This window comes from Meridianimarinicoccus aquatilis (assembly GCF_004358675.1).
Classification (GTDB): Bacteria; Pseudomonadota; Alphaproteobacteria; order Rhodobacterales; family Rhodobacteraceae; genus Meridianimarinicoccus; species Meridianimarinicoccus aquatilis.
Window position 1 is genome coordinate 122,345 of record NZ_SMZO01000004.1, and the last position, 19,547, is coordinate 141,891.

17 protein-coding genes and 2 tRNA genes are annotated in these 19,547 nt (G+C 58.8%); 12 read left to right on the forward strand and 7 right to left on the reverse strand.

Going from position 1 to position 19,547, the window contains the following annotated elements; genetic code table 11:
* Positions 1–56 precede the first annotated feature (56 nt).
* Entirely contained in the window at positions 57–1,205 is a 1,149-nt protein-coding gene (locus E2L05_RS03075; RefSeq protein ID WP_133341420.1) for a pyridoxal phosphate-dependent aminotransferase, read from the reverse strand.
* 126 nt (positions 1,206–1,331) lie between these two features.
* Here E2L05_RS03075 and E2L05_RS03080 point away from each other — a divergent pair, with 126 nt between their 5' ends.
* Together E2L05_RS03080 and E2L05_RS03085 are read left to right on the forward strand one after the other, a co-directional pair.
* Positions 1,332–2,621: a M48 family metalloprotease gene (locus E2L05_RS03080; protein WP_165971673.1), complete on the forward strand. Its 1,290-nt coding sequence runs from the start codon at positions 1,332–1,334 to the stop codon at positions 2,619–2,621.
* A 4-nt stretch (positions 2,622–2,625) separates the two neighbouring features.
* Positions 2,626–3,381 carry a DsbA family protein gene (locus tag E2L05_RS03085; protein ID WP_133341422.1) on the forward strand — a complete coding sequence of 252 codons (756 nt, stop codon included), beginning with the start codon at positions 2,626–2,628 and terminating at the stop codon, positions 3,379–3,381.
* Between the two features lie 19 nt (positions 3,382–3,400).
* Here the strand turns inward: E2L05_RS03085 and ispG are convergent, their stop codons facing one another.
* The 3 genes from ispG to hemA form a co-directional block, all read right to left on the reverse strand.
* Positions 3,401–4,534, reverse strand: a complete 1,134-nt coding sequence (gene ispG, locus E2L05_RS03090; RefSeq protein WP_133341423.1) for a flavodoxin-dependent (E)-4-hydroxy-3-methylbut-2-enyl-diphosphate synthase — start codon at positions 4,532–4,534, stop codon at positions 3,401–3,403.
* Positions 4,535–4,630: 96 nt separating this feature from the next.
* A complete protein-coding gene (locus tag E2L05_RS03095) occupies positions 4,631–5,851 on the reverse strand; it encodes a helix-turn-helix domain-containing protein (protein ID WP_133341424.1) in 1,221 nt (406 codons plus the stop codon).
* A gap of 166 nt (positions 5,852–6,017) precedes the next feature.
* Positions 6,018–7,241, reverse strand: a complete 1,224-nt coding sequence (hemA, locus tag E2L05_RS03100) for a 5-aminolevulinate synthase (RefSeq protein ID WP_133341425.1) — start codon at positions 7,239–7,241, stop codon at positions 6,018–6,020.
* A gap of 228 nt (positions 7,242–7,469) precedes the next feature.
* Between hemA and E2L05_RS03105 the strand changes: the two genes are divergently transcribed.
* Positions 7,470–8,846: a M20/M25/M40 family metallo-hydrolase gene (locus E2L05_RS03105; RefSeq protein WP_133341426.1), complete on the forward strand. Its 1,377-nt coding sequence runs from the start codon at positions 7,470–7,472 to the stop codon at positions 8,844–8,846.
* Between the two features lie 45 nt (positions 8,847–8,891).
* Here the strand turns inward: E2L05_RS03105 and E2L05_RS03110 are convergent.
* Positions 8,892–8,968: transfer RNA gene (locus E2L05_RS03110), tRNA-Asp, on the reverse strand.
* A gap of 162 nt (positions 8,969–9,130) precedes the next feature.
* Positions 9,131–9,207: transfer RNA gene (locus E2L05_RS03115), tRNA-Asp, on the reverse strand.
* Positions 9,208–9,945: 738 nt separating this feature from the next.
* Between E2L05_RS03115 and E2L05_RS03120 the strand changes: the two genes are divergently transcribed.
* From E2L05_RS03120 to ssb, 3 genes are all read left to right on the forward strand, one after another.
* Positions 9,946–10,284: a RidA family protein gene (locus E2L05_RS03120; protein ID WP_133341427.1), complete on the forward strand. Its 339-nt coding sequence runs from the start codon at positions 9,946–9,948 to the stop codon at positions 10,282–10,284.
* Between the two features lie 571 nt (positions 10,285–10,855).
* Complete coding sequence (locus tag E2L05_RS03125) at positions 10,856–11,203, forward strand: hypothetical protein (protein ID WP_133341428.1); 348 nt, start codon at positions 10,856–10,858, stop codon at positions 11,201–11,203.
* Between the two features lie 493 nt (positions 11,204–11,696).
* Complete coding sequence (gene ssb / locus E2L05_RS03130) at positions 11,697–12,215, forward strand: single-stranded DNA-binding protein (protein WP_133341429.1); 519 nt, start codon at positions 11,697–11,699, stop codon at positions 12,213–12,215.
* A 755-nt stretch (positions 12,216–12,970) separates the two neighbouring features.
* Here the strand turns inward: ssb and E2L05_RS03135 are convergent.
* Positions 12,971–14,722 (reverse strand): hypothetical protein, encoded by a 1,752-nt coding sequence (locus E2L05_RS03135; protein ID WP_133341430.1) that lies wholly within the window; start codon positions 14,720–14,722, stop codon positions 12,971–12,973.
* A gap of 154 nt (positions 14,723–14,876) precedes the next feature.
* On the opposite strand from E2L05_RS03135, the gene E2L05_RS03140 reads away from it, so the two are divergent.
* The 6 genes from E2L05_RS03140 to E2L05_RS03160 all read left to right on the forward strand — a co-directional run.
* Complete coding sequence (locus tag E2L05_RS03140; RefSeq protein ID WP_133341431.1) at positions 14,877–15,158, forward strand: hypothetical protein; 282 nt, start codon at positions 14,877–14,879, stop codon at positions 15,156–15,158.
* A 23-nt stretch (positions 15,159–15,181) separates the two neighbouring features.
* Entirely contained in the window at positions 15,182–16,096 is a 915-nt protein-coding gene (locus E2L05_RS03145) for a hypothetical protein (protein ID WP_133341432.1), read from the forward strand.
* A 74-nt stretch (positions 16,097–16,170) separates the two neighbouring features.
* Positions 16,171–17,565 carry a metal-dependent hydrolase family protein gene (locus E2L05_RS03150; protein WP_208016213.1) on the forward strand — a complete coding sequence of 465 codons (1,395 nt, stop codon included), beginning with the start codon at positions 16,171–16,173 and terminating at the stop codon, positions 17,563–17,565.
* A gap of 19 nt (positions 17,566–17,584) precedes the next feature.
* Complete coding sequence (locus tag E2L05_RS20685; RefSeq protein WP_165971674.1) at positions 17,585–17,989, forward strand: hypothetical protein; 405 nt, start codon at positions 17,585–17,587, stop codon at positions 17,987–17,989.
* Entirely contained in the window at positions 17,905–18,453 is a 549-nt protein-coding gene (locus E2L05_RS03155) for an amidohydrolase family protein (protein WP_165971675.1), read from the forward strand. Before E2L05_RS20685 ends, E2L05_RS03155 begins: the two co-directional genes overlap by 85 nt.
* 1 nt (position 18,454) lies before the next feature.
* The coding region (locus E2L05_RS03160; RefSeq protein ID WP_133341434.1) for a HoxN/HupN/NixA family nickel/cobalt transporter at positions 18,455–19,547 on the forward strand (1,093 nt) is incomplete at its 3' end.

Below are 19,547 nucleotides of genomic sequence, written 5' to 3' on the forward strand. Positions count from 1 at the left end.
GCGACCGGACGCGCGGGTCAAAATCACAACTTGCGTGATTTCAATTGCAGTTGCGTTCAGGTGTCGGTCCGCGCCTGCATGAACTTTGTAATACGCGCCAAACCTTCGCGAATATCGTCCGGGTCAGCCGCATATGAAAACCGCAACGTGTGGTGCCCGCGCACCGGGTCGAAATCCAACCCCGGCGTCACCGCCACCCCTGCATGCTCCAACATGTCAGCTGCCAACGCCCGGCTGTCATCGGTCAGGTGCGACACGTCCGCATAGATGTAGAACGCCCCGTCAGGCGGCGCGATCCGTGCAAACCCAGCCTTTGGCAACCCCTCAAGCAAAAGTGCGCGGCTTTCGGCATAGGCGCTCCGCTTTTCTTCAGGCTCTGCCCGACAGGACAGCGCACCAAGGGCGGCAACTTGCGCGGCGTGCGACGCACAGATGAACATGTTCTGGGCCAGCCGCTCAACGGTGCGCACGTGCTCTGGTGGCACAACCATCCAGCCAATGCGCCAACCGGTCATGGAAAAGTACTTTGAGAACGAGTTGATCACATAGACATCGTCGCTGATTTCCAGCGCACTGGTGGCGGGTGTATCAAAATGAAGACCGTGATAAATCTCGTCAGAAATGAAGGCCGCGTCTCTGTCAGCACAGGCCGTGATCAGCGCCGCCATCGCATCTTTGTCAAGGATGGTGCCGGTCGGGTTGGCCGGCGACGCCACGATCAGGCCGTCCAGATCGCTTGGAAGATCGTCAGGCGTCATCCTGTGCCCCGCCGCGTCATGGGTTGGCACCCCGACAGGGACAAGGTCCAATGCCTTGAGGATCTGCCGATAGGACGGATACCCCGGTTCTGACAGCCCGACACGCGCACCGGCATCGAACAGCGCAGTGAAGGCCAGCAAGAACGCGCCAGATGATCCTGCGGTCACAATAACCCGTTGCGGGTCAAGCGTGATCCCATACCAATCGGAATAAAGCTGGGCGATCCCTTCGCGCAACGCGGGCAACCCGAGGGCCACAGTATAGCCCAACGACTGGGTCGCCAGCACATCTGTCAGGGCTGCCTGAGCGCTGGCCGATGCGCCGCTTCCCGGTTGTCCGACTTCCATGTGAATGATGTGCCGACCTGCCGCTTCGGCCTCTTGAGCGGCTTGAACCACGTCCATCACGATAAAGGCATCGACCGCACTGCGCCTTGATGTTTTCATTCGTATCTCCGACACATTGTAGAAACGCGTTCGCACTCCTCGCAGCCAAGGTCAATGCCAGTACCCGCTTCCTTCCTTCGTTCGTTACATGCTGTAAGGTCCGCTTTGCTGGCCGGACCCCTTCTTGTGGCCACAACACTTGGCGGGCATGCTCAGGGGCTATTGCGCGATGCCGGGATCGAGCATGGATTGGATCGGCTGGCGCGACCGATCCTGACCGCAGCAGGCCTGCCCGCGAACAGAACCCGCGTTCTTGTCGTCAACGATCTCAAAATGAACGCTTTTGTTGTGGATAGCCGGACGGTTTTCATCACCGCCGGGCTGATCCTTCGGCTGGAGAACGCCGCCGAACTGCAAGCCGTCATCGCCCATGAGACCGCCCATATTGCCAATGGCCATTTCGCCCGCAGGGGACTGAACGCTCAATTCGCCCGAAACGCGGCGCTGGTCGGGATGGCAGTTGGTGTCGCAGCCGGTGCCGCATCGGGGAATCCGGGCGCAGGCGTCGGAGTTGCCCTTGGCGCACAATCATCCGCCCTGCGCAATTTCTTGAGCCACACCCGTGAAGAAGAAGCCGCTGCCGATAAATCGGGAATGCACTTTCTCGCCATTGCCGGTATCGATCCGTTCGCCTTGCGGGGCGTTCTGCAGAATTTTGAAGGACAAGAAGACCTGCTGCCCGGAAGGCGTGATGCCTATGCGCAATCTCACCCGCTCAGCCGTGAACGGCTCCGGTCAGTGGAACTGACAGCCTCTGCGCTGAACCCGCCAGAGCGTGATCGCAGCGAAGAGGTATATTGGTTCACCAGGCTCAAGGCGAAGTTGTCTTCTTATCTGCGCTCTCCCGCCTATACCATGCAACGCCTCAAACCATCTGACACGTCAGATGCGGCGTTGATCGCGCGCGCGATGGCAAGTCACAAATCATCTGATCTTGCGGGGGCACGGGTTGAATTGGCGACGCTTTTGGAACGTCACCCGGACGATGCGTATTTGCACGAGTTGAAAGGGTGGCTCGAACTGGAGTGGCGCAACGTCCAACCCGCCATCGAAGCCTATGCCCGCGCTGCGGAACTTGCCCCTCGCGAGCCCTTGATCCAAGCGGGGTATGGACGGGCCTTGCTCGCGCAGGGCACACCAGCCTCGGATGCGCGGGCGCTTGAAGTCCTCAAAACCGCGCGGGCGCGGGACCCATATGATGCAAATCTGTTGCGCGACCTATCTATTGCGCACGCCAAGGCCGGAGAAACCGGGCTGGCATCCCTTGCAACGGCCGAACGTTATGCGCTTACAGGGCGACTGAATGATGCCGGTGTTTTGGCAACACGAGCTGCCGGAGCTTTGCCCGTCGGGTCCCCTGCATGGGCGCGCGCCCAAGACATCATGCGCGCTGCTGACACTAAGAAACGGAGATAACGATATGAAAATAAGAACACTCTTGTCGGCAGCGGTGGTTGCGCTGACGGCCATGACAGCGTCTGCGCAATCATTCGACATTGGCGAAATGTCCGACGCAGAGCGGCAGGCCTTTCGGGGTGAAGTCCGCGATTACCTTTTGGAGAATCCGGAAATACTGATGGAAGCGTTTGGCGTATTGGAAGCCCGCGATGCGGCGGCCAAAGCCAATGAAGATGCAAATCTGGTCTCCAGCCTGAGCGCCGATATTTTTGAGGATGGCCGGTCCTGGGTCGGTGGCAACCCCGATGGCGACGTTACGCTGGTTGAATTTATGGACTATCGTTGCAGCTATTGCCGCCGCGCCTTTGCCGAGGTGGAACAACTGCTGGCCGCTGACGGAAACATCCGGTTGGTTTTGAAAGAATTTCCAATTCTGGGTGAAGAGTCGCTGCTGGCCTCACGTTTTGCAATTGCAGTGCGTAATGTCGCGGGGGACGACGCGTACAAAGCAGCCCATGACGCATTGATGACGAAACGTTCGGCGATCAGCACTGCGAGCCTGACAAACCTTTCCGATGATCTTGGCCTCGACACAGCCGCGATCATTGCCGGGATGGACGCCCCCGAAGTGATCGCCGAAATCCGTGCGAACCATGAACTGGCCCGTAAACTAGATATCAATGGCACGCCAAGCTTCATTCTCGAGCAAGAGATGCTGCGCGGCTACGTACCTTTGGCGCAGATGCAATCATTGGTGGCAGAAGTTCGGGCGGAATAACGCCCTGCGATGCGGCGGCTTATTCCGCCGCCTGAATTGACGCATCGGTCGCCGCGTCCAGCTCGGCGGCCTTTTTTTCGACCTGTTCCACGATATGATCGATCATCTGGTCGTTGCTCAGCTTATGGCTTTGCTTTCCCGCCAGGTAGACCATGCCAGAACCTGCACCGCCGCCGGTAAAGCCCACATCCGTCATCAACGCCTCGCCCGGGCCATTCACCACGCACCCGATGATGCTAAGGCTCATCGGTGTCTTGATGTGCTCCAGTCGTTGTTCCAGTTTCTCGACCGTCTTGATCACGTCAAACCCCTGCCGCGCACATGACGGACAAGAAATGATGTTCACACCCCGATGGCGCAGGCCCAGTGATTTCAGAATTTCATAGCCAACACGCACTTCTTCGACCGGGTCCGCAGACAGGCTGACCCGGATTGTATCGCCGATCCCCATCCACAGAAGATTGCCCAGCCCGATCGCTGACTTCACTGTGCCCGCGTTCAATGTACCGGCTTCGGTTATTCCGAGATGGATTGGCGCATCTGTCGCCTCTGCAAGGCTTTGATAGGCCGCAGCGGCAAGGAAGACGTCCGATGCTTTCACGCTGATCTTGAATTCATGGAAGTCATTGTCTTGCAAGATCCGGATGTGATCGAGCCCGGATTCAACCATCGCATCAGGACAGGGCTCGCCATATTTTTCCAGCAAGTCACGCTCAAGCGAGCCGGCATTCACCCCGATCCGAATAGAACAACCGTGATCGCGCGCCGCTTTGATAACTTCACGCACGCGCTTTTCATCACCGATATTACCCGGATTGATCCGCAGACACGCGGCTCCGGCCTCGGCGGCTTCAATCGCGCGTTTGTAGTGGAAATGAATATCCGCCACGATCGGAACCGTACTTTCCTTGACGATCTCGCGCAGCGCCTTTGTGGACGCTTCGTCAGGCGTTGAGACACGCACAATGTCTGCCCCGGCATCGGTACAGGCCTGAATCTGTGCGACCGTTGCAGCGACGTCAGAGGTATCTGTGTTGGTCATCGTCTGCACACTGATCGGTGCATCCCCCCCAACAGGCACGGACCCCACCATAATCTGGCGCGAGACGCGGCGGTCAATATTGCGCCAGGGCCGAATAGGATTATGCGACATGGGTCTGTCCCCGTTTTGGCTGCATTTACTTAGACAATAAGCGTGCTTGATGGGCGCCGCAACGGGGCGCCTGCGCGTTCACGGTGTGCGATGTGCTTATTCGTCCGCTGTGATCTGACCTGGCAACGTATCGGGCGAGATGACGAGTTCAGCCATGCGGGCCAATTCAGGGTCAGACTCCAGGTCTGCAATCCCATATCCCTCGGACAGCGCGGCGGCGGACAGCACGACATTTTTGGCCACAGAGGTGCCCGGACCAGCCGGACCAAAGGTTTCGCCGTTCACGGCAAAATACACAGACCCCGAATTCCCCGCCCTCAATGTTGGCGGCGTTTCGCTTTCTGGCAGGACAAAGCGTTCGCCCTCTTCAAGGATTTTTTCAAGAAGAATTGTCCCATCAGACGCGCGGACGCGCACCCATGCCGGACGGCGTGCAAACAGCACAACCTCAGGTGGCGGCGCTTGAACAACCTGAACCTCTGGTTCGTCCAGTTCAGCCACAACTTGGGTTGGAAGTGGTGCGACAACCGGGTCTGGCGTCGCAGGCAACGCAGCATACACACCCTGACCCGATGGATCGAGCGTCGCAATAGGCCCATCGCGCGGCACCAGAACGGGCGTATCCAACGCTTGCGGGCGATAAAGGCGTTCCATGGCCGCAGGCGTGGGCGCTGCATTCTCTATACCCAAACCGGAAACGTCGAACGCTTCGGTCTGCGGTGTGGCAACTGTCAGCGCTGTTTCGACGGGCGCAAGGGTGACACGCTGTATTTCGCGCAACACGGACCATCCGCCATACCCAAGTGTTCCTGCAATAACTGCCAACACCAGAACAGATCCGATCGTGCTGGCTTGGACACCATGAAGCGGCCCTTGCGTCGGGGCAGAATTGATCGGGCTGCGCGCGAGCATCGCTGCACTGGGATCAGATTTGCGGGACGTGGCAGTCAGGGCTCGGGACGTTCGGCCATTCGGCGTACGGGTGTAGACTTGCGCGTCGAGCCCCCCAACATGAGAGAACCCGCTTTGAGCGCAAAACCGCTGATACACCCATTCCGGGTTCATCCCGAGGTAACGCGCATACGACTTCACATAGCCGGGAATGAAACCGGGGGTCTCAAAGATGGACAAGTCCGCATCCTCGATTCCAGCCAGATATTCTGCCTTGATCTTGATGTCGCGCTGAACGTCTAGAAGGGATTTCCCCTTCGTCGCACGTTCGCCTCGCATGATGTCTCCGAGCGTCAACTCGTAGTCATCAAAGCTCTTTAGCTTGGTGTCACGCGATTGCGTAGGCCCCTTAGTGTGCCCGTTCATGCGACATGTCCCATGTCTACTGCCCTATGCCCCTGCATCCGCGCGATTCGTGCAGCGCGGTTTGCTTCATGCCACACTAGCACAGTCACGGAAATGGCGCACCTGCCTAAGAAACACAACTATCGCATACGGCGAGTGCAGCCAAGAAAACTCGTCAGGAGGGTTATCAAGCAGACAAGGATTGACGCGACAATGCGCAGTGCGACCATAAACTGTCCAAAGCTTTGACCAGTTTATCCATGTCTTTCAATGTGTGCACAGGCGATGGGGTAAACCTGAGGCGCTCTGTCCCGCGTGGCACGGTGGGGAAATTGATAGGCTGAACGTAAATGCCGCTATCGCGCAGCAACTGATCAGAGATCATTTTGCACTTTACCGGATCGCCCACCGGCACCGGGACAATGTGACTTCCGTGATCGATGATTGGCAGGCCGATCCCTTTCAGGCGCAACTTCAGGATGCGCGCTTGTTCCTGATGTGCGTCGCGCAGCGCTTGATCCGTCTTGAGGTGACGAATGGATGCCGCTGCCCCTGCCGCAATGGCTGGAGGGATGGAGGTCGTGAAGATGAAGCCGGGCGCGTAAGACCGGATCGCGTCAACCATACGCGCAGAGGCGGCAATATACCCGCCCATCACACCATACGCCTTGCCCAGCGTGCCGTTGATGATGTCGATACGCTGCGCCAGCCCATCACGTTCCGTCACACCGCCGCCGCGCGGGCCGTAAAGGCCGACAGCATGGACTTCATCAATATAGGTCAACGCGCCAAATTCGTCCGCGATATCGCAGATGTCTTCGATCGGGCCGAAATCGCCATCCATGGAATAGACGGATTCGAACGCGATCAACTTGGGCGCAGAAGGATCAAGCCCGGCCATAACCTCCCGCAGGTGAGCTGTGTCGTTGTGACGGAAAATGTGCTTTTCACAGCGACCATGCTTGATGCCTTCGATCATGGAGGCGTGGTTCAATTCATCCGAAATGATGATCAAACCGGGAAAGAGGCGCGGCAGCGTGCTGAGAGTCGCGTCATTGGCGATGTAGGCCGACGTAAAAACCAACGCGTCTTCCTTGCCATGCAAGTCTGCCAGTTCGGCCTCAAGGCGGCGGTGAAATACAGTCGTCCCCGAGATGTTCCGCGTGCCGCCCGACCCTGCCCCGGTTGCGTCCAGCGCCTCGTGCATGGCTGCCAAAACCTTGGGATGTTGCCCCATGCCCAGATAGTCATTTCCGCACCACACCGTGATCGGTTGCTCTGTCCCGTCAGGGCGAGTCCAGTTGGCGTTTGGAAACTGGCCCTGCCGACGTTCGATATCGATGAAGGTCCGATAGCGACCTTCTTCATGCAAACGACCGATCGCGGCATCAAGCTGGGCAGTGTAATCCAAGTTCCATCCTCCTACGGTGCCGCCTTCCTTGGCTGCACATTTTCCATGCGCAGGGCACAGATCAGCCCGACAGTCGTGGCACAAAACATGCACAAAGCGCAATATAGAGTTCTGGCTACAAAATGCCGCTTGCACGGCTTTCACAAAAATCGAACTCGTGTCCCACATCAACAGGGCTTTCACCCCACCGGCAGCATGACTACCTTACGGCCAAACATAGGAGCAGACATGACACTTGCCACAGTTCTTGACGCAATCGACACCGATCTGGATGCGGCGCTTGGCCGCTTGTGTGATTTGCTGGCGATCCCATCGATTTCGACCGATCCGGCCAATGCTGGCGACTGTGTCCGCGCCGCGAATTGGCTTGTGGACGATCTCTCCGCCCTCGGCTTCAAAGCCGAGGTGCGGGAAACACCGGGGCACCCGATGGTCGTGGCGCACGGTGGCGACGGCGACGGGCCACATGTGCTGTTTTACGGTCATTATGATGTGCAGCCGGTCGACCCGCTGGACCTTTGGAACAGACCGCCATTTGAACCGGCGCTTGAAGACACGCCCAAGGGCCGGGTTATTCGGGCGCGCGGCGCGTCTGACGACAAGGGTCAATTGATGACATTCATTGAAGCTTGCCGCGCGTGGAAAGCGGTACACGGCACCCTGCCCGGCAAGATCACTATCTTCTTTGAAGGCGAAGAAGAAAGCGGCTCGCCGTCTCTCGTCCCATTCCTGCAAGACAATGCTGATGAGTTGAAAGCCGACATCGCTTTGATTTGCGATACAGGGCTGTTCGCCGACCGCGTACCGGGAATTGTCACGCAACTGCGCGGGTTGGTCGGCGAACAGATCACGATTACCGGGCCAAACAAGGATCTTCATTCCGGGATGTTTGGCGGCATTGCAATGAACCCCGCGCGTGTGTTGACACGCCTGCTGGCCGGGTTGCACGATGACAACGGCCGTGTGACCCTGCCGGGCTTTTACGATGGAGTGCCACCCCTGCCCGACGATTTGCGCGCACAGTGGGCTGCCCTCAACTTTGACGCAGACGCATTTTTGAACGAGGTCGGACTGTCCGCCCCAGCTGGCGAAACCGGCAAGACGCCGTTGGAAATGATCTGGTCAGAGCCAACCTGCGAAATCAACGGCATGTGGTCCGGCTATACAGGCGCAGGGTTCAAAACCGTGTTGCCGAGTCAAGCGCACGCCAAGGTCAGCTTTCGTCTGGTTGGTCAGCAAAACCCAGAGGCGATCCGCGACGCCTTCCGCGCCTATGTGACCCGCAATTTGCCCGAAGACTGCACAGCAGAGTTTCACGAACACGGGGCGTCCCCTGCAAGCCAAATGGCGACGGACCACCCCGCATTTGAACAGGCGCGCACCGCATTGTCTGACGAATGGCCAGACACCGCCGCCTTTGTCGGGTCTGGCGGGTCCATCCCCGTGGCCGGTTATTTTAAATCTATCCTAGACATGGATTCGATGCTGATCGGTTTTGCAAAAGACGACGATGCCCTGCACTCGCCGAACGAAAAATACGATGTAGAGAGCTTCCACAAAGGCACCCGAAGCTGGGCGCGCATTCTAAACGCTTTGAATGGTTGAAACGAAAAACCCGGCCCTGTGAGGGCCGGGTTTTTTTTCAGCAAGTGGCGCGGTTGACGGGGCTCGAACCCGCGACCCCCGGCGTGACAGGCCGGTACTCTAACCAACTGAGCTACAACCGCGCATCGCCTTGCGTTCGGGCGGCATAGTTTGCCGCGCGGCAGGCGTCAAGCGTCTTTCGCACAAATCAGAAGTTTTTCTTCCAAAACACCAACATCAAATCCACCCCGCAAGTTGCGGATTTCTTATGCTATTCTTTGATATGCTAGGAAATAATGCAGCGGTGGCGCGGTTGACGGGGCTCGAACCCGCGACCCCCGGCGTGACAGGCCGGTACTCTAACCATCTGAGCTACAACCGCCCACTGCATGCCGTTTGACCGGCGTGAAAGCGTCATATTCAGGGGCGCGATTGGCGTCAACAGGTCTTTCGTTTCAAACTTGTTTTTCTTTTCGCAGCGCAAATTGACACGGCGAGTTCAAACGTAGGATGAAGGCGCCCACCTCGTGCCCCGGACGGCCCCCAGAGTGCGGCGGCAGGTCCAAGCCCGACAGCCGCCAGTCCCGGAAGGTACAGCAAACACCTAGCGCCCCAAAGTGGCATTGTGGTGAACTGGATTGTAGGCAATGTCGCCCTAGACATTCCACGAATTAGCCCCTCTGCCGCAAGCTTGCGAAGCACGCGGGTCAGCCTCTGTGAGCCGTTTGAGCCGGGTTGGATCGACGTTGGGGGTACCAAGGTCAGTCCGAGCGCTAATTTCAGCTCGTCGCGGCGTGCCAGTTAGAATAGCCGCCTCGCTGACCCACCTGCCAGGACGCGCGATAAAGGCCAGATACGGCGGAACCGAAATGGTCGTCGGCATCACATCGATGAAGCCTTGGGCGAGACCACAAATACTGCCCGGCAGATCATCGGGGGCGTAAAGACACTCTCCCGCGGTGGCGTCAGGACCGAAATTTCCCGGGACCCGCCTTGGGGAACCAAAAGTGCTCGAAGGCAGAGGCCATTTCGGTGTTCTTCCGCCGCTGAAGCCTGTTACGTTTGGCGAAATGCAGACATTGCAGCACACAGCCCAAGATGGGGCGAACAGGAGACAGACATGATCGAACGGATCGATACAGGCCCACGCATGAGCAAGATCGTCAAGCACGGTGGTGTGGCCTATTTATGTGGTCAGGTAGGCAGCGGGGCCACTGTGGCAGAGCAAACACGCGACTGCCTATCCCGCGTTGAAACACTGTTGGAAAAAGCCGGATCGTCGCCCGAGCGTATGCTGCAGGTGATTATCTGGCTCGCCGACATGGCGGACTTTGCCGAGATGAACGAGGTCTGGGACGCTTGGGTGCCCGACGGGCACGCGCCGGCGCGCGCCTGCGGCGAAGCAAAGCTGGCCCGTCCAGCGCTGAAGGTGGAGATCATCGTGACAGCAGCGTATTGACCCGCGCTTGATTGCCCTCTCTTGAACGAACAATCTCACGCCGTTCGCCGCGTGGTCAAAGCGGGATCAAGAGCAGGATTCATAGCCAGCGGGTCACAAACGCCGCGCAGCCAACAGCCGACATTTTTCACCTTGGATATCGGCCGGTTTAGGGGGCAAACGCGCCGCCAGTCCGTAATCCCGTCCGAACACGACCTCGGTCCAGTATTTGGCAAATGGACCGACGTCTTCTGTATCAGACGGTGCTCTAGCGCGGCGTTTGGAAGGCTATGTAGGGGGCTTTGTCCGCCGCGCGGAACATCGGACCAAGTAGATCGTGATCGGGGGCCGCGATGGGCATTTATATTCATTTTCTGGGAAACGGAGGACCAAAGTCATCAATGATCTTACTGCAAGATCAAGCGCTTAACAGAATCCCAACAAAGCGAAGAGTTCGATGAAACCGGTGGCAAGGCGCCTTGACACACGGCCCCTGCCCGGTTCTGCAAGGATAGCTTGGGGAACATGTTGCCCTTTGATTGGTCCACTTGCCAACGCGGTCCCGAACGATGCCCCAGAACGGACAAGACCCATGATACGTTATCTGCTTGCTGTCCTCGCCGTTCTCGCTGGTGCCGCCCCTTCTGCCGCACGCCCGCTCGACGAAGCGTTTGGGGCGCTGGCAGTTCTTGGGCTGGCGGCGGCACCATCCAAAACGACTTCAGCGCTGGTGCTTGATACGGGGTCCAACCCCGAGCGGCAGTATGATTTTCAAGCGACACAGCTTGGCGGCGGATTTCGTATCTCTGACAACATACCGCTGTATCTCGAAGGCTATATAGGGGCCAACCGATACGATCCGGTCCTTTTGTTTTCGGAAACCCAACGCACGTCGGCGCTGCCGTTCAAATGGACATCGATCGCCCCATCCGCGTGGTGAGCGAGGCCTCCGTTTCGTATCTTCCCGGCGGTCAGGGCGAGGTGATCCGCAAAGACTGGCTCGCGCAGATCGCGCTTTGGCGGCGAGATCGATTTCGAAAACACATGGGTGCCCTGGATCACCACAACGCGGCTGATGTTCCGCTATTCGCGCGGCGAACGGCTGGAGGGCTATTCCATCGGCCTCGCCGCCAGCGTCTGATCCGGTCGCTTCCGGGCGCGGTCCCACACTTTGAGGCGAGCCAGCGCGCTTCTTCTGAGGCGGAAACCAGAAACACACCCCCAACCAACCAACGGTGCGGCCCCAGTCAACGGCGTGAAGCACTGGCCGCCGATAGGTGACCGACTGACCGGTGCACACGCATCAGCGGAAACGCCAGCCAATAGCTTGGCGAAGCCGTCAGAGCTCGCGACGTTCCACACTGCTTGTTTGCTGTCATGGCGCGCTGTGATTAAACGGTGAGGCACGCAGGGAATCATCGAAAGGACAACGTATGGCAGGCTCGGTAAACAAGGTCATTTTGGTGGGCAATCTGGGCCGTGATCCCGAGGTGCGGACCTTTCAGAACGGCGGCAAGGTCGTGAACCTTCGCATCGCGACATCCGAACGGTGGCGTGACCGGAACACGGGCGAAAATCGTGAAAAGACAGAATGGCACAGCGTTGCCATCTTCTCGGAACCGCTTGCCAAAGTTGCAGAGCAGTATTTGCGCAAAGGCTCGAAAGTGTACTTGGAAGGCCAATTGGAAACGCGCAAGTGGCAGGATCAATCTGGCAATGACCGGTACAGTACAGAGGTTGTGCTGCGCCCCTACAAGGGCGAATTGACCATGTTGGACGGTCGAGGCGAAGGCGGTGGCGGCGGTGGCGGCAACTTTGGTGGTGGCAACGCCGACGGATACGATGATCGCGGCGGCTATGACGATCGAGGCGGCAGTTCAAGCGGAGGGGCCGGCGGCGGACGTGCACCTGCACCATCCAGTTCCATTGATGACGACGAAATCCCGTTCTGACCGATAGGGCGTTGATCCGGTAATTTCGAAGGATTGCGCCCTTCCGTTTCAACGAAACAAGTGGTGGAAAACTCGCAAGACATTGAGTTTGCGATTTTTTCACTGCCCCTCTGTCAGCAAAGCCTTTTAATTGGATAGGTCGTAGGCGTCCGGTCCGACCGCCCTATGATGTGACTTTGCGATGCGCTTGATGGCCTCGTCTGCGATGGCCGAGCCTTGCGCCCGGTGGACGTCGACAAACCTACGCCTGACATGATGCCGCGACTTCCTTTTCATCAACGCCACTGGCATCGAAGTGTTTAGCTAAGGGCTTTGTAATCTCACAACATTTCAATCGCCTAAAACAATTCACCAAATCGGCGCAGTCATGAGGTCTGGACAATATGGGCGAGGAGAGACCGCTTTCTCGGGGGCAAGTGGCGAAGGGCCCAAGATTGGGATCGAACGTTCGATGACACCTAAGTCATTGTAATGTTAAGAGGGTCCGATGTTTTATGTCGCCATTCGGACCAATCGCGAGCAGCTTCTAATCGGTCAGAGCCGCAACCCTGTCAGCTACTTGTCGGGCACAACAAAGCAGTTCACCTCGTCGCCAAGCAACTTGACCTTGCTTCTCGGGAGATCGACAACCGACCTTGCTTCTGATCGCGGGAACCTGTGGCATTCAGAAGGACTACCCTTTTGACACCAGCCAAATCTCGCTGTCATTCTGGATGACGCCTCAAGCCGTTTTCACAGCAGATCGAAATCGTGGCTTATTCGTCAAGAACTGTGCGTGCTTTGGTGATGCCCGTGAAGACGGCGTCCACGACGACTGGTGCAAGGCTATGCCCTTCAAGCCAGCCCCTTGGATCCTCAGCGAGCGGTGGATCGAGTTGCGCCATTTTCGTCAATGCCTCGCGAGCGGCTCGTGCATTGGACAGTTCCGTGTGCGCAATTGCGAGGAGCGCTTGACCTAGTGACCAGCCATCTGCAGAGGCTTGTTCGGCCGCCAGTTGCATCTCTGGCCACTCCTTCTTCATAAGGTGATCAATGGCCAGCAAGTGAAAGTAGAATGGCGGCGGCGCAACGGAACGATCTATTGCATCACGCATGATGGGAACACCCTCATCAAAACGCCCCGCAATCCCATAGCGAATGGCGAGATTGGCAAGAGCGGCCGGGTCGTTCGGGTTCACCTCCACTGCGAGGCGTGCAAATTCGATGGAGCGATCCATGTTGCCCGCATACTGCTCGACATGGCTCATGGCCTGCAACGCGTCCGTATCTCGGGGCTCAAGCTCAAGGGCGCGGATTGCAGCTTGCCGGGCCAGATCGAATGCTGCCGCTTTTGAGAGCTCCTGCTCATGGCCGAAACGCGCTGCGTCGTTACGCAGATATGCGAGCATCGCAAAAGCGCGTCCGTAGTCGGGGTCTTCCCGTACGGTCGCTTCAAGGCAGTCCCGCACCGCCTGATATTCATCGCGGTGATATGTGCGTCGGTAAAGCTTCGCGCTTGCGACACATGCGAAGCCCCGCAGGCTCGGATCATTTCGATTCTGGAGGCTTGTGGCTCGCGCATCCCGGAGCGCATAACCATATTGTTGACCAATCGTGGAAGCGACCTCAGATGAGATCGAATCCATTATGTCCGTGATGCTCTGGTTTTCCGCACCTTCCATGTAGCGTTCACTCCACAGCACCTCGGAGTCGTTCCGGCGGATAAGCTCGGCTCGTATAAAGAGCATTTCACCTTCTCGCCAAACACCACCGGCAACCTTGAACTCCGATCTGGGATGTCGATCATTGTGTGCGAAGGCATCAGGGGCTACCGCGACTTGATCATTCGCCAAGTGTACGGCGAGGTCGGGGAACCGGATAAGGGCCGCCGCGATTTCGTTTGAAAGCCCGGATGCGACAAGCGCTTCGACTTCATCCCCCGTTCTGGCAGCGAACTCTTCGACAAGGATCGCGACGCTCTGCTCTGAAACGCCAGTGGTGTCCGGTGCGCCGCCTTCGGGCCGCATGGTCCAGAGAAGCAGGGCCGTTACGAGAGTCACGCCTGCGATTGCGGCAACCCCTTCGGAAAAGCTGAAACGTTTGAACAAGCCCAATTCGCGACGGTCGGGGGCGTTGGGCTGGACCATCGCAACCTCTGGCCCGGGCCCTGCGACCTTTTGAAGATCGAACCTGGGATAGTAGTGGCCTTTGGGAATACTGATGCGTATGGGATCGTCTCTCCCGCTTTCCGCATAGTAGTTGTCGAGGTCGCGTCGGAGCTTGCGCGCCTCCAAACGGACGATTGGATCCGATTGCTGGTCGAAATCGGATCCGCGCCCAAAGACCGCCATCGCGATGGTCGTCGCCTTCAGCTCGGCTGCCCGGCCGGCCAGACTCTCCTCGACAACGTAGCGAAGCATGTCGCGCCGTCGATCGCTGGCCTGCAACTCGGGGAACGCGAGGATTCGGTCCAACTGGCCGCGGATGCTCGCGGAGGAGATTGGCGAAGGATCAATCGGTTCGGGCATGCGGCAAAGAAGCCAACCTTGAGGTTCGAAGGCACGATAACACGGAAATCCCAATATTCAACAACATGACCAAGCGGCACACCCCGACGTTGCAACATGTTCGAACGTTCTCTGCGTTGGGTAAAAACGCGCAAGCTACACCACGAGAGGCCACATGTCGGACACACATCTTGAGGCGACGATCTCGCGGTTTCGCGCCTTCGCGGATGTCATCGCAGAGCTTTATCGCGACGACCCGAACGTCCGGTCGGTCTGCCAAGAGAAGGAGGTGGCAGACGTGGCGCGGTCGCGTTGGGAAGACATGCCGGATCGCGCCAAGGAGTATGGGCAGGTCCTGGAGTGCTTGGAGAACGAGTTCCTTGATACTGTCAGCAAAGGGATTGGCTCAGGCCCGCCGCAATCAGCGCCTAACGCGCTGCATAACCTGAAGGAGTAGAGATGCGCAGAGGACCCCCAAGAATGACGGAAAGACTGGGCTGTTGGAAACCGATCCCGCGCCGCGATGCGCCAAGCTGTTCGGTATATTCGAGGCGCGTGTCGGTTTTTCTTTTGGTCCTTGCACTCAATTGCGTATCCGCAACCCTGTTCGCGCAAGACGGGTCGAACCTCCCTGAACTCCAGCGCGATCTCGAAGAGATCAACAACGGCACCAACCCGACGCTTCTGACGACGCAAGCGGGTATTCAGTATCAGTTCAACCAGATCAATCCCGATCTGGACACCGGGTTGCTGGAACTATTCTACACGCAGCCAATCGGAGATGGGAGCCGTGCATTCAGGCTGACGGTCCCCTTCTCTGACAGTGAGTTCAACTCGCATCCGAGGCTGGGCGACGCGGCTCTAGCATATGCCAAAAACCCCGATATCGGCGCCGAACTTGCGCTGGGTGACATCAGCCTCACTTACATCGACGTTTTCCACCTTACAGAGCGGAACGGATCTGCCTTCACGTTCGAACTCTTCCTCGACTCGGCCGCGACCGATTTTGCCGGTTACGGCCAGTTGGCCGGGGAAACGTCGCTCTTCTACGCATGGTTTCTCAAAAACGGGTCCATCTTCGCCCCAGCGTGGGTTCAGACCTTCGGCCTTGAGGGAGGCAATGACGACGGCCAGAACGTCAATGTCACGACGGTCGACTTCTACTATGTTCCGAAGCTGGCCAACCCAAAGTACTACCTCACGTTCGACCCGGCCGTGATCCACGATTGGGAAACCGACGACACGTTCGGCAGCCTTCAGGTGACACTTGGAATGCTGACAGGGCGGGCGTTCGGTGGCGATAGCCAGGTCTTCATCAAGCCAGGCATTTTGTTCGGCGGCGATGCGCCCGCCGACTGGTCAGTACAAGTCGGCTTCAAGGTGCTAAACTTCTGATCATCAAACCGGCCATGTGCTCAACCTGCCGCCTGCCCCCACGAAACTCCATCTTCTTTGAAAGGAAGCTGAACATGCAGAATTGCCCCCTGACCTTGCTTTTGTGCACCACCATCGCAGCCGCACCCGTTGTTGCGATCGCTCATGACTCCAACCATGCCGTGGTGCCCGCCGGAGTCGTGGGCGACGTCGAGACGACGAACGTCAAGATGCGGTTCGACAATGTCGTTATCCGCAATGCACAGGTATTCAACGGCTGCGACGAAGAGCTTGCGGACGTGGACGTGCTGGTTTCTGGACACCTGATCTCGCAGATCGGCGCCAACATCGAGACGCCGGACGGAGCGTTCGAGATCGATGCGGAAGGCCACACGCTCATCCCTGGCCTGATCGACGCGCACTGGCATGGCGTGTTCGCGGAAGCGACGATCGCCCAACTGGCGCTGACCGGCGAGGGTTACTGGAACCTGCTGGCCGCCAAGGCGCAGAACAATGCCCTGTCGCGCGGCTTCACCACCGTCCGCGACGTGGCGGGGCCGATGTTCGACATCGCGCGGGCCACGGACGAGGGCCTGATTGACGGGCCGCGCGTCTTTGCCTCAGGCCCCGCACTGTCGATCACGGCGGGCCACCAGGATTTCCGCATCACGCGGGATGTGCCTCAGCCCATCGGCCAGCTGCATTCGTTCGAGACGAACAACATGTTCTACATCACGGACGGTGTGCCGGACGTGCTGAAGCGCGTGCGCGAGAACCTCATGCAGGGTGCGACCCACATCAAGCTGATGGCGGGAGGCGGCGTGACCTCGGCCTATGACCCGATCCACACGATCCAGTTCACGGACGAAGAATTCCAGGCCGCTGTCGAGGCGACCGAAGCCTGGGGCACCTATGTCACGACCCACGCCATTAACGACGAGGCCGTGCGGCACTCGGTCGAGAACGGCGCGCGCAGCGTCGAGCACGGCCATATGGCAACGCGAGAGACGCTTCAGATGATGAAGGACGAGGACGTCTGGCTCAGCATGCAGCCCTTCCTCGCAGACGAGGATGCGCCCGCGCTCAACGACTTCCAGAAGCAGAAATACCAGTCCGTCACCGATGGCACGGACTTCGTCTATCGCACGGCCAAGGAATTGGGCCTCAAGATCGCCTTCGGCACCGACACGCTCTTCAGCGCGGATCTTGCCGAACGCCAGGGCGCGGTTCTGGCGAAGATGGAGCGCTGGTTCACGCCCTACGAGACACTGAAGATGGCAACCTGCGACAATGCCGAACTGCTGAAGATGTCGGGCGAGCTGACGCCCTATCCGCTCGGCCCACTCGGCGTGATCGAGGAAGGCGCCTATGCCGATCTCATCCTGGTCAACGGCAATCCGCTGGAAAACCTTCAGCTGATCAGCGACCCGAAGGCCAACTTCGGCGTAATCATGAAGGACGGCGTTATCTACAAATATGACATGAAGTAAGGGGAGACGGTCAGCGGACATGATCATTCTGAAACGACTTCTGACGCTTCAGGTGTTCTTTGCCTGCGCTTCTCTCACCTACCTCGTTGCGCGCTTTATCCGTCGCGAGACGACGGGTGAGGCGCTGAGCGCTGCCGCCATCGGACCCTCGATCGCGATGTTCATCGCGTATCTCTGCATCCTCTTATTGCCTAAGGTGGATCGGGTCGGCTGGTACCGCATTTGCATGATCCCCGCTCTGGTGTTCTTCGGCGGCGGCGGAGTGATCGTAAAAGTGACACGTTTTGCCGATACGGGGCTGAAGGTTTTGGCACCCATGTCACCGCCCACGTCTACACGGTGGGCGGCAACAAGCAGGCGATCGACGCTGGCGTTCGCTCCATTGAGCATGGCAATCTCATCGACGAAGAAATCGCGCAGATGATGGTCGAGAACGGTATGTGGCTGAGCCCGCAGGTGCTCGTCTACAGGGCTTTCTCAGCCGATCTCCGCCCGGCGCGGCCGGAAAAAGGGCGGCTGGTCGAGGCCGGGCTCGGCGACATGTTTTCGCTCGCCAAGGAATGCGGGATCAAGTCGGTTTTCGGCACGGATGTCGTGGTCAATCCCCGGGCCTGTGCCGATCAGAACAAGGAATTTGCAGCGCGCCTCGACTGGGTCACCCCGGCCAAGATCCTCACGCGAGCGACGGCCAATTCAGGAGAGGTGCTGCAACTGTCCGGCTATCGAAGCCCCTATCCGGGTGTGGTTGGACGTATAGTGGAAGGGGCGCACGCAGACCTTCTGCTTACCAACGGCAACTCGGTGGAAGACTTCACCATTCTCGAAGACTACGACGCGGCGATCGCATTTATCATGAAGGCCGGCGTGATCAACAGGGAGAATATGTGACATGAAAGCTCGCGCGGTTTTCGGAACACCGTTTGAACAGATCGGTGCTGGCGTCGCTGTGATGCTGCTGATCGCCGTCTCTGTGCTTTCAGAGACCGCGCGCGCTGATGCGCCCGCTCTCGTGATCTGGGACGATCTGGCGCCATCAATCGCGCCCTACGACGATCCCTTCCTCAAGATGACCTACAAACAGAAGGACGATCTGCGCACGATCCTCGATGCTGCCCGCCGTAGCGAGGACACAGCACTGGCCGAACGCGCGCAAGCGGCCCGCGCGCGGCTCCGCACCGAAGGCTACGACGCCGACACGCTGCTGGCCCAGCGGCTTGTGGTCATGCAGAAGCGCCGGGAAGAGGCGACCGGGGTGACCGACCGTTACCTGGAACGCGAGGTGCTGGTGGATGGCTACGTCCTGCCCCTGCGCGCGGGCGAAGGCCGTGTGCACAGCTTCCTGCTGGTGCCCTGGGTCGGTGCGTGCATCCACACACCGCCCCCACCGCCCAACCAGATGATCCGCATCGACGTCCCCGAAGGGATCGAGATCGACAAGACGTTTCACGCAATCCGGTTGCGCGGCGTGCTCGCGCATGAACCGACCGTGAGCAACCTTTTTCTCGTCGACGGCACACGGCTGGTCGAAGCCTCCTATATGCTGCATGACGCGCAGGCGTGGGGCGAACCGGGCGAGATTTCGGCGAAGGCCGCCGCGCCGGTGCAGGGCAACCTGTTCGCCCGAGCTCAAGTCTGGATCGACACCCTCTTCACCTCGGCCATGCGCTCCATCGATGAAGGACGGTCGCTCGCGGCTGCGACTTTCGCCCTGATGGTCGCATTCCTATATGGGGCTTTGCACACGCTGGGGCCGGGACACGGAAAGGCGGTCGTGATCTCCTATTTCGTCGGCGAGGGTGGCAGCCTGCGCCGTGGCGTCCTGATGGGAATCCGCATCGCAGTCGCCCATGTGGTCTCGTCCATAGCCGTCGTTTTCCTGCTCGATCTTGCTGTGCGGCAGTCGACCGGCGCCGCACCGTCCGACTACCGGCTCATCCGTCTGGCAAGCTACGGGCTGATCGTCCTGATCGGCGTGTCGATGC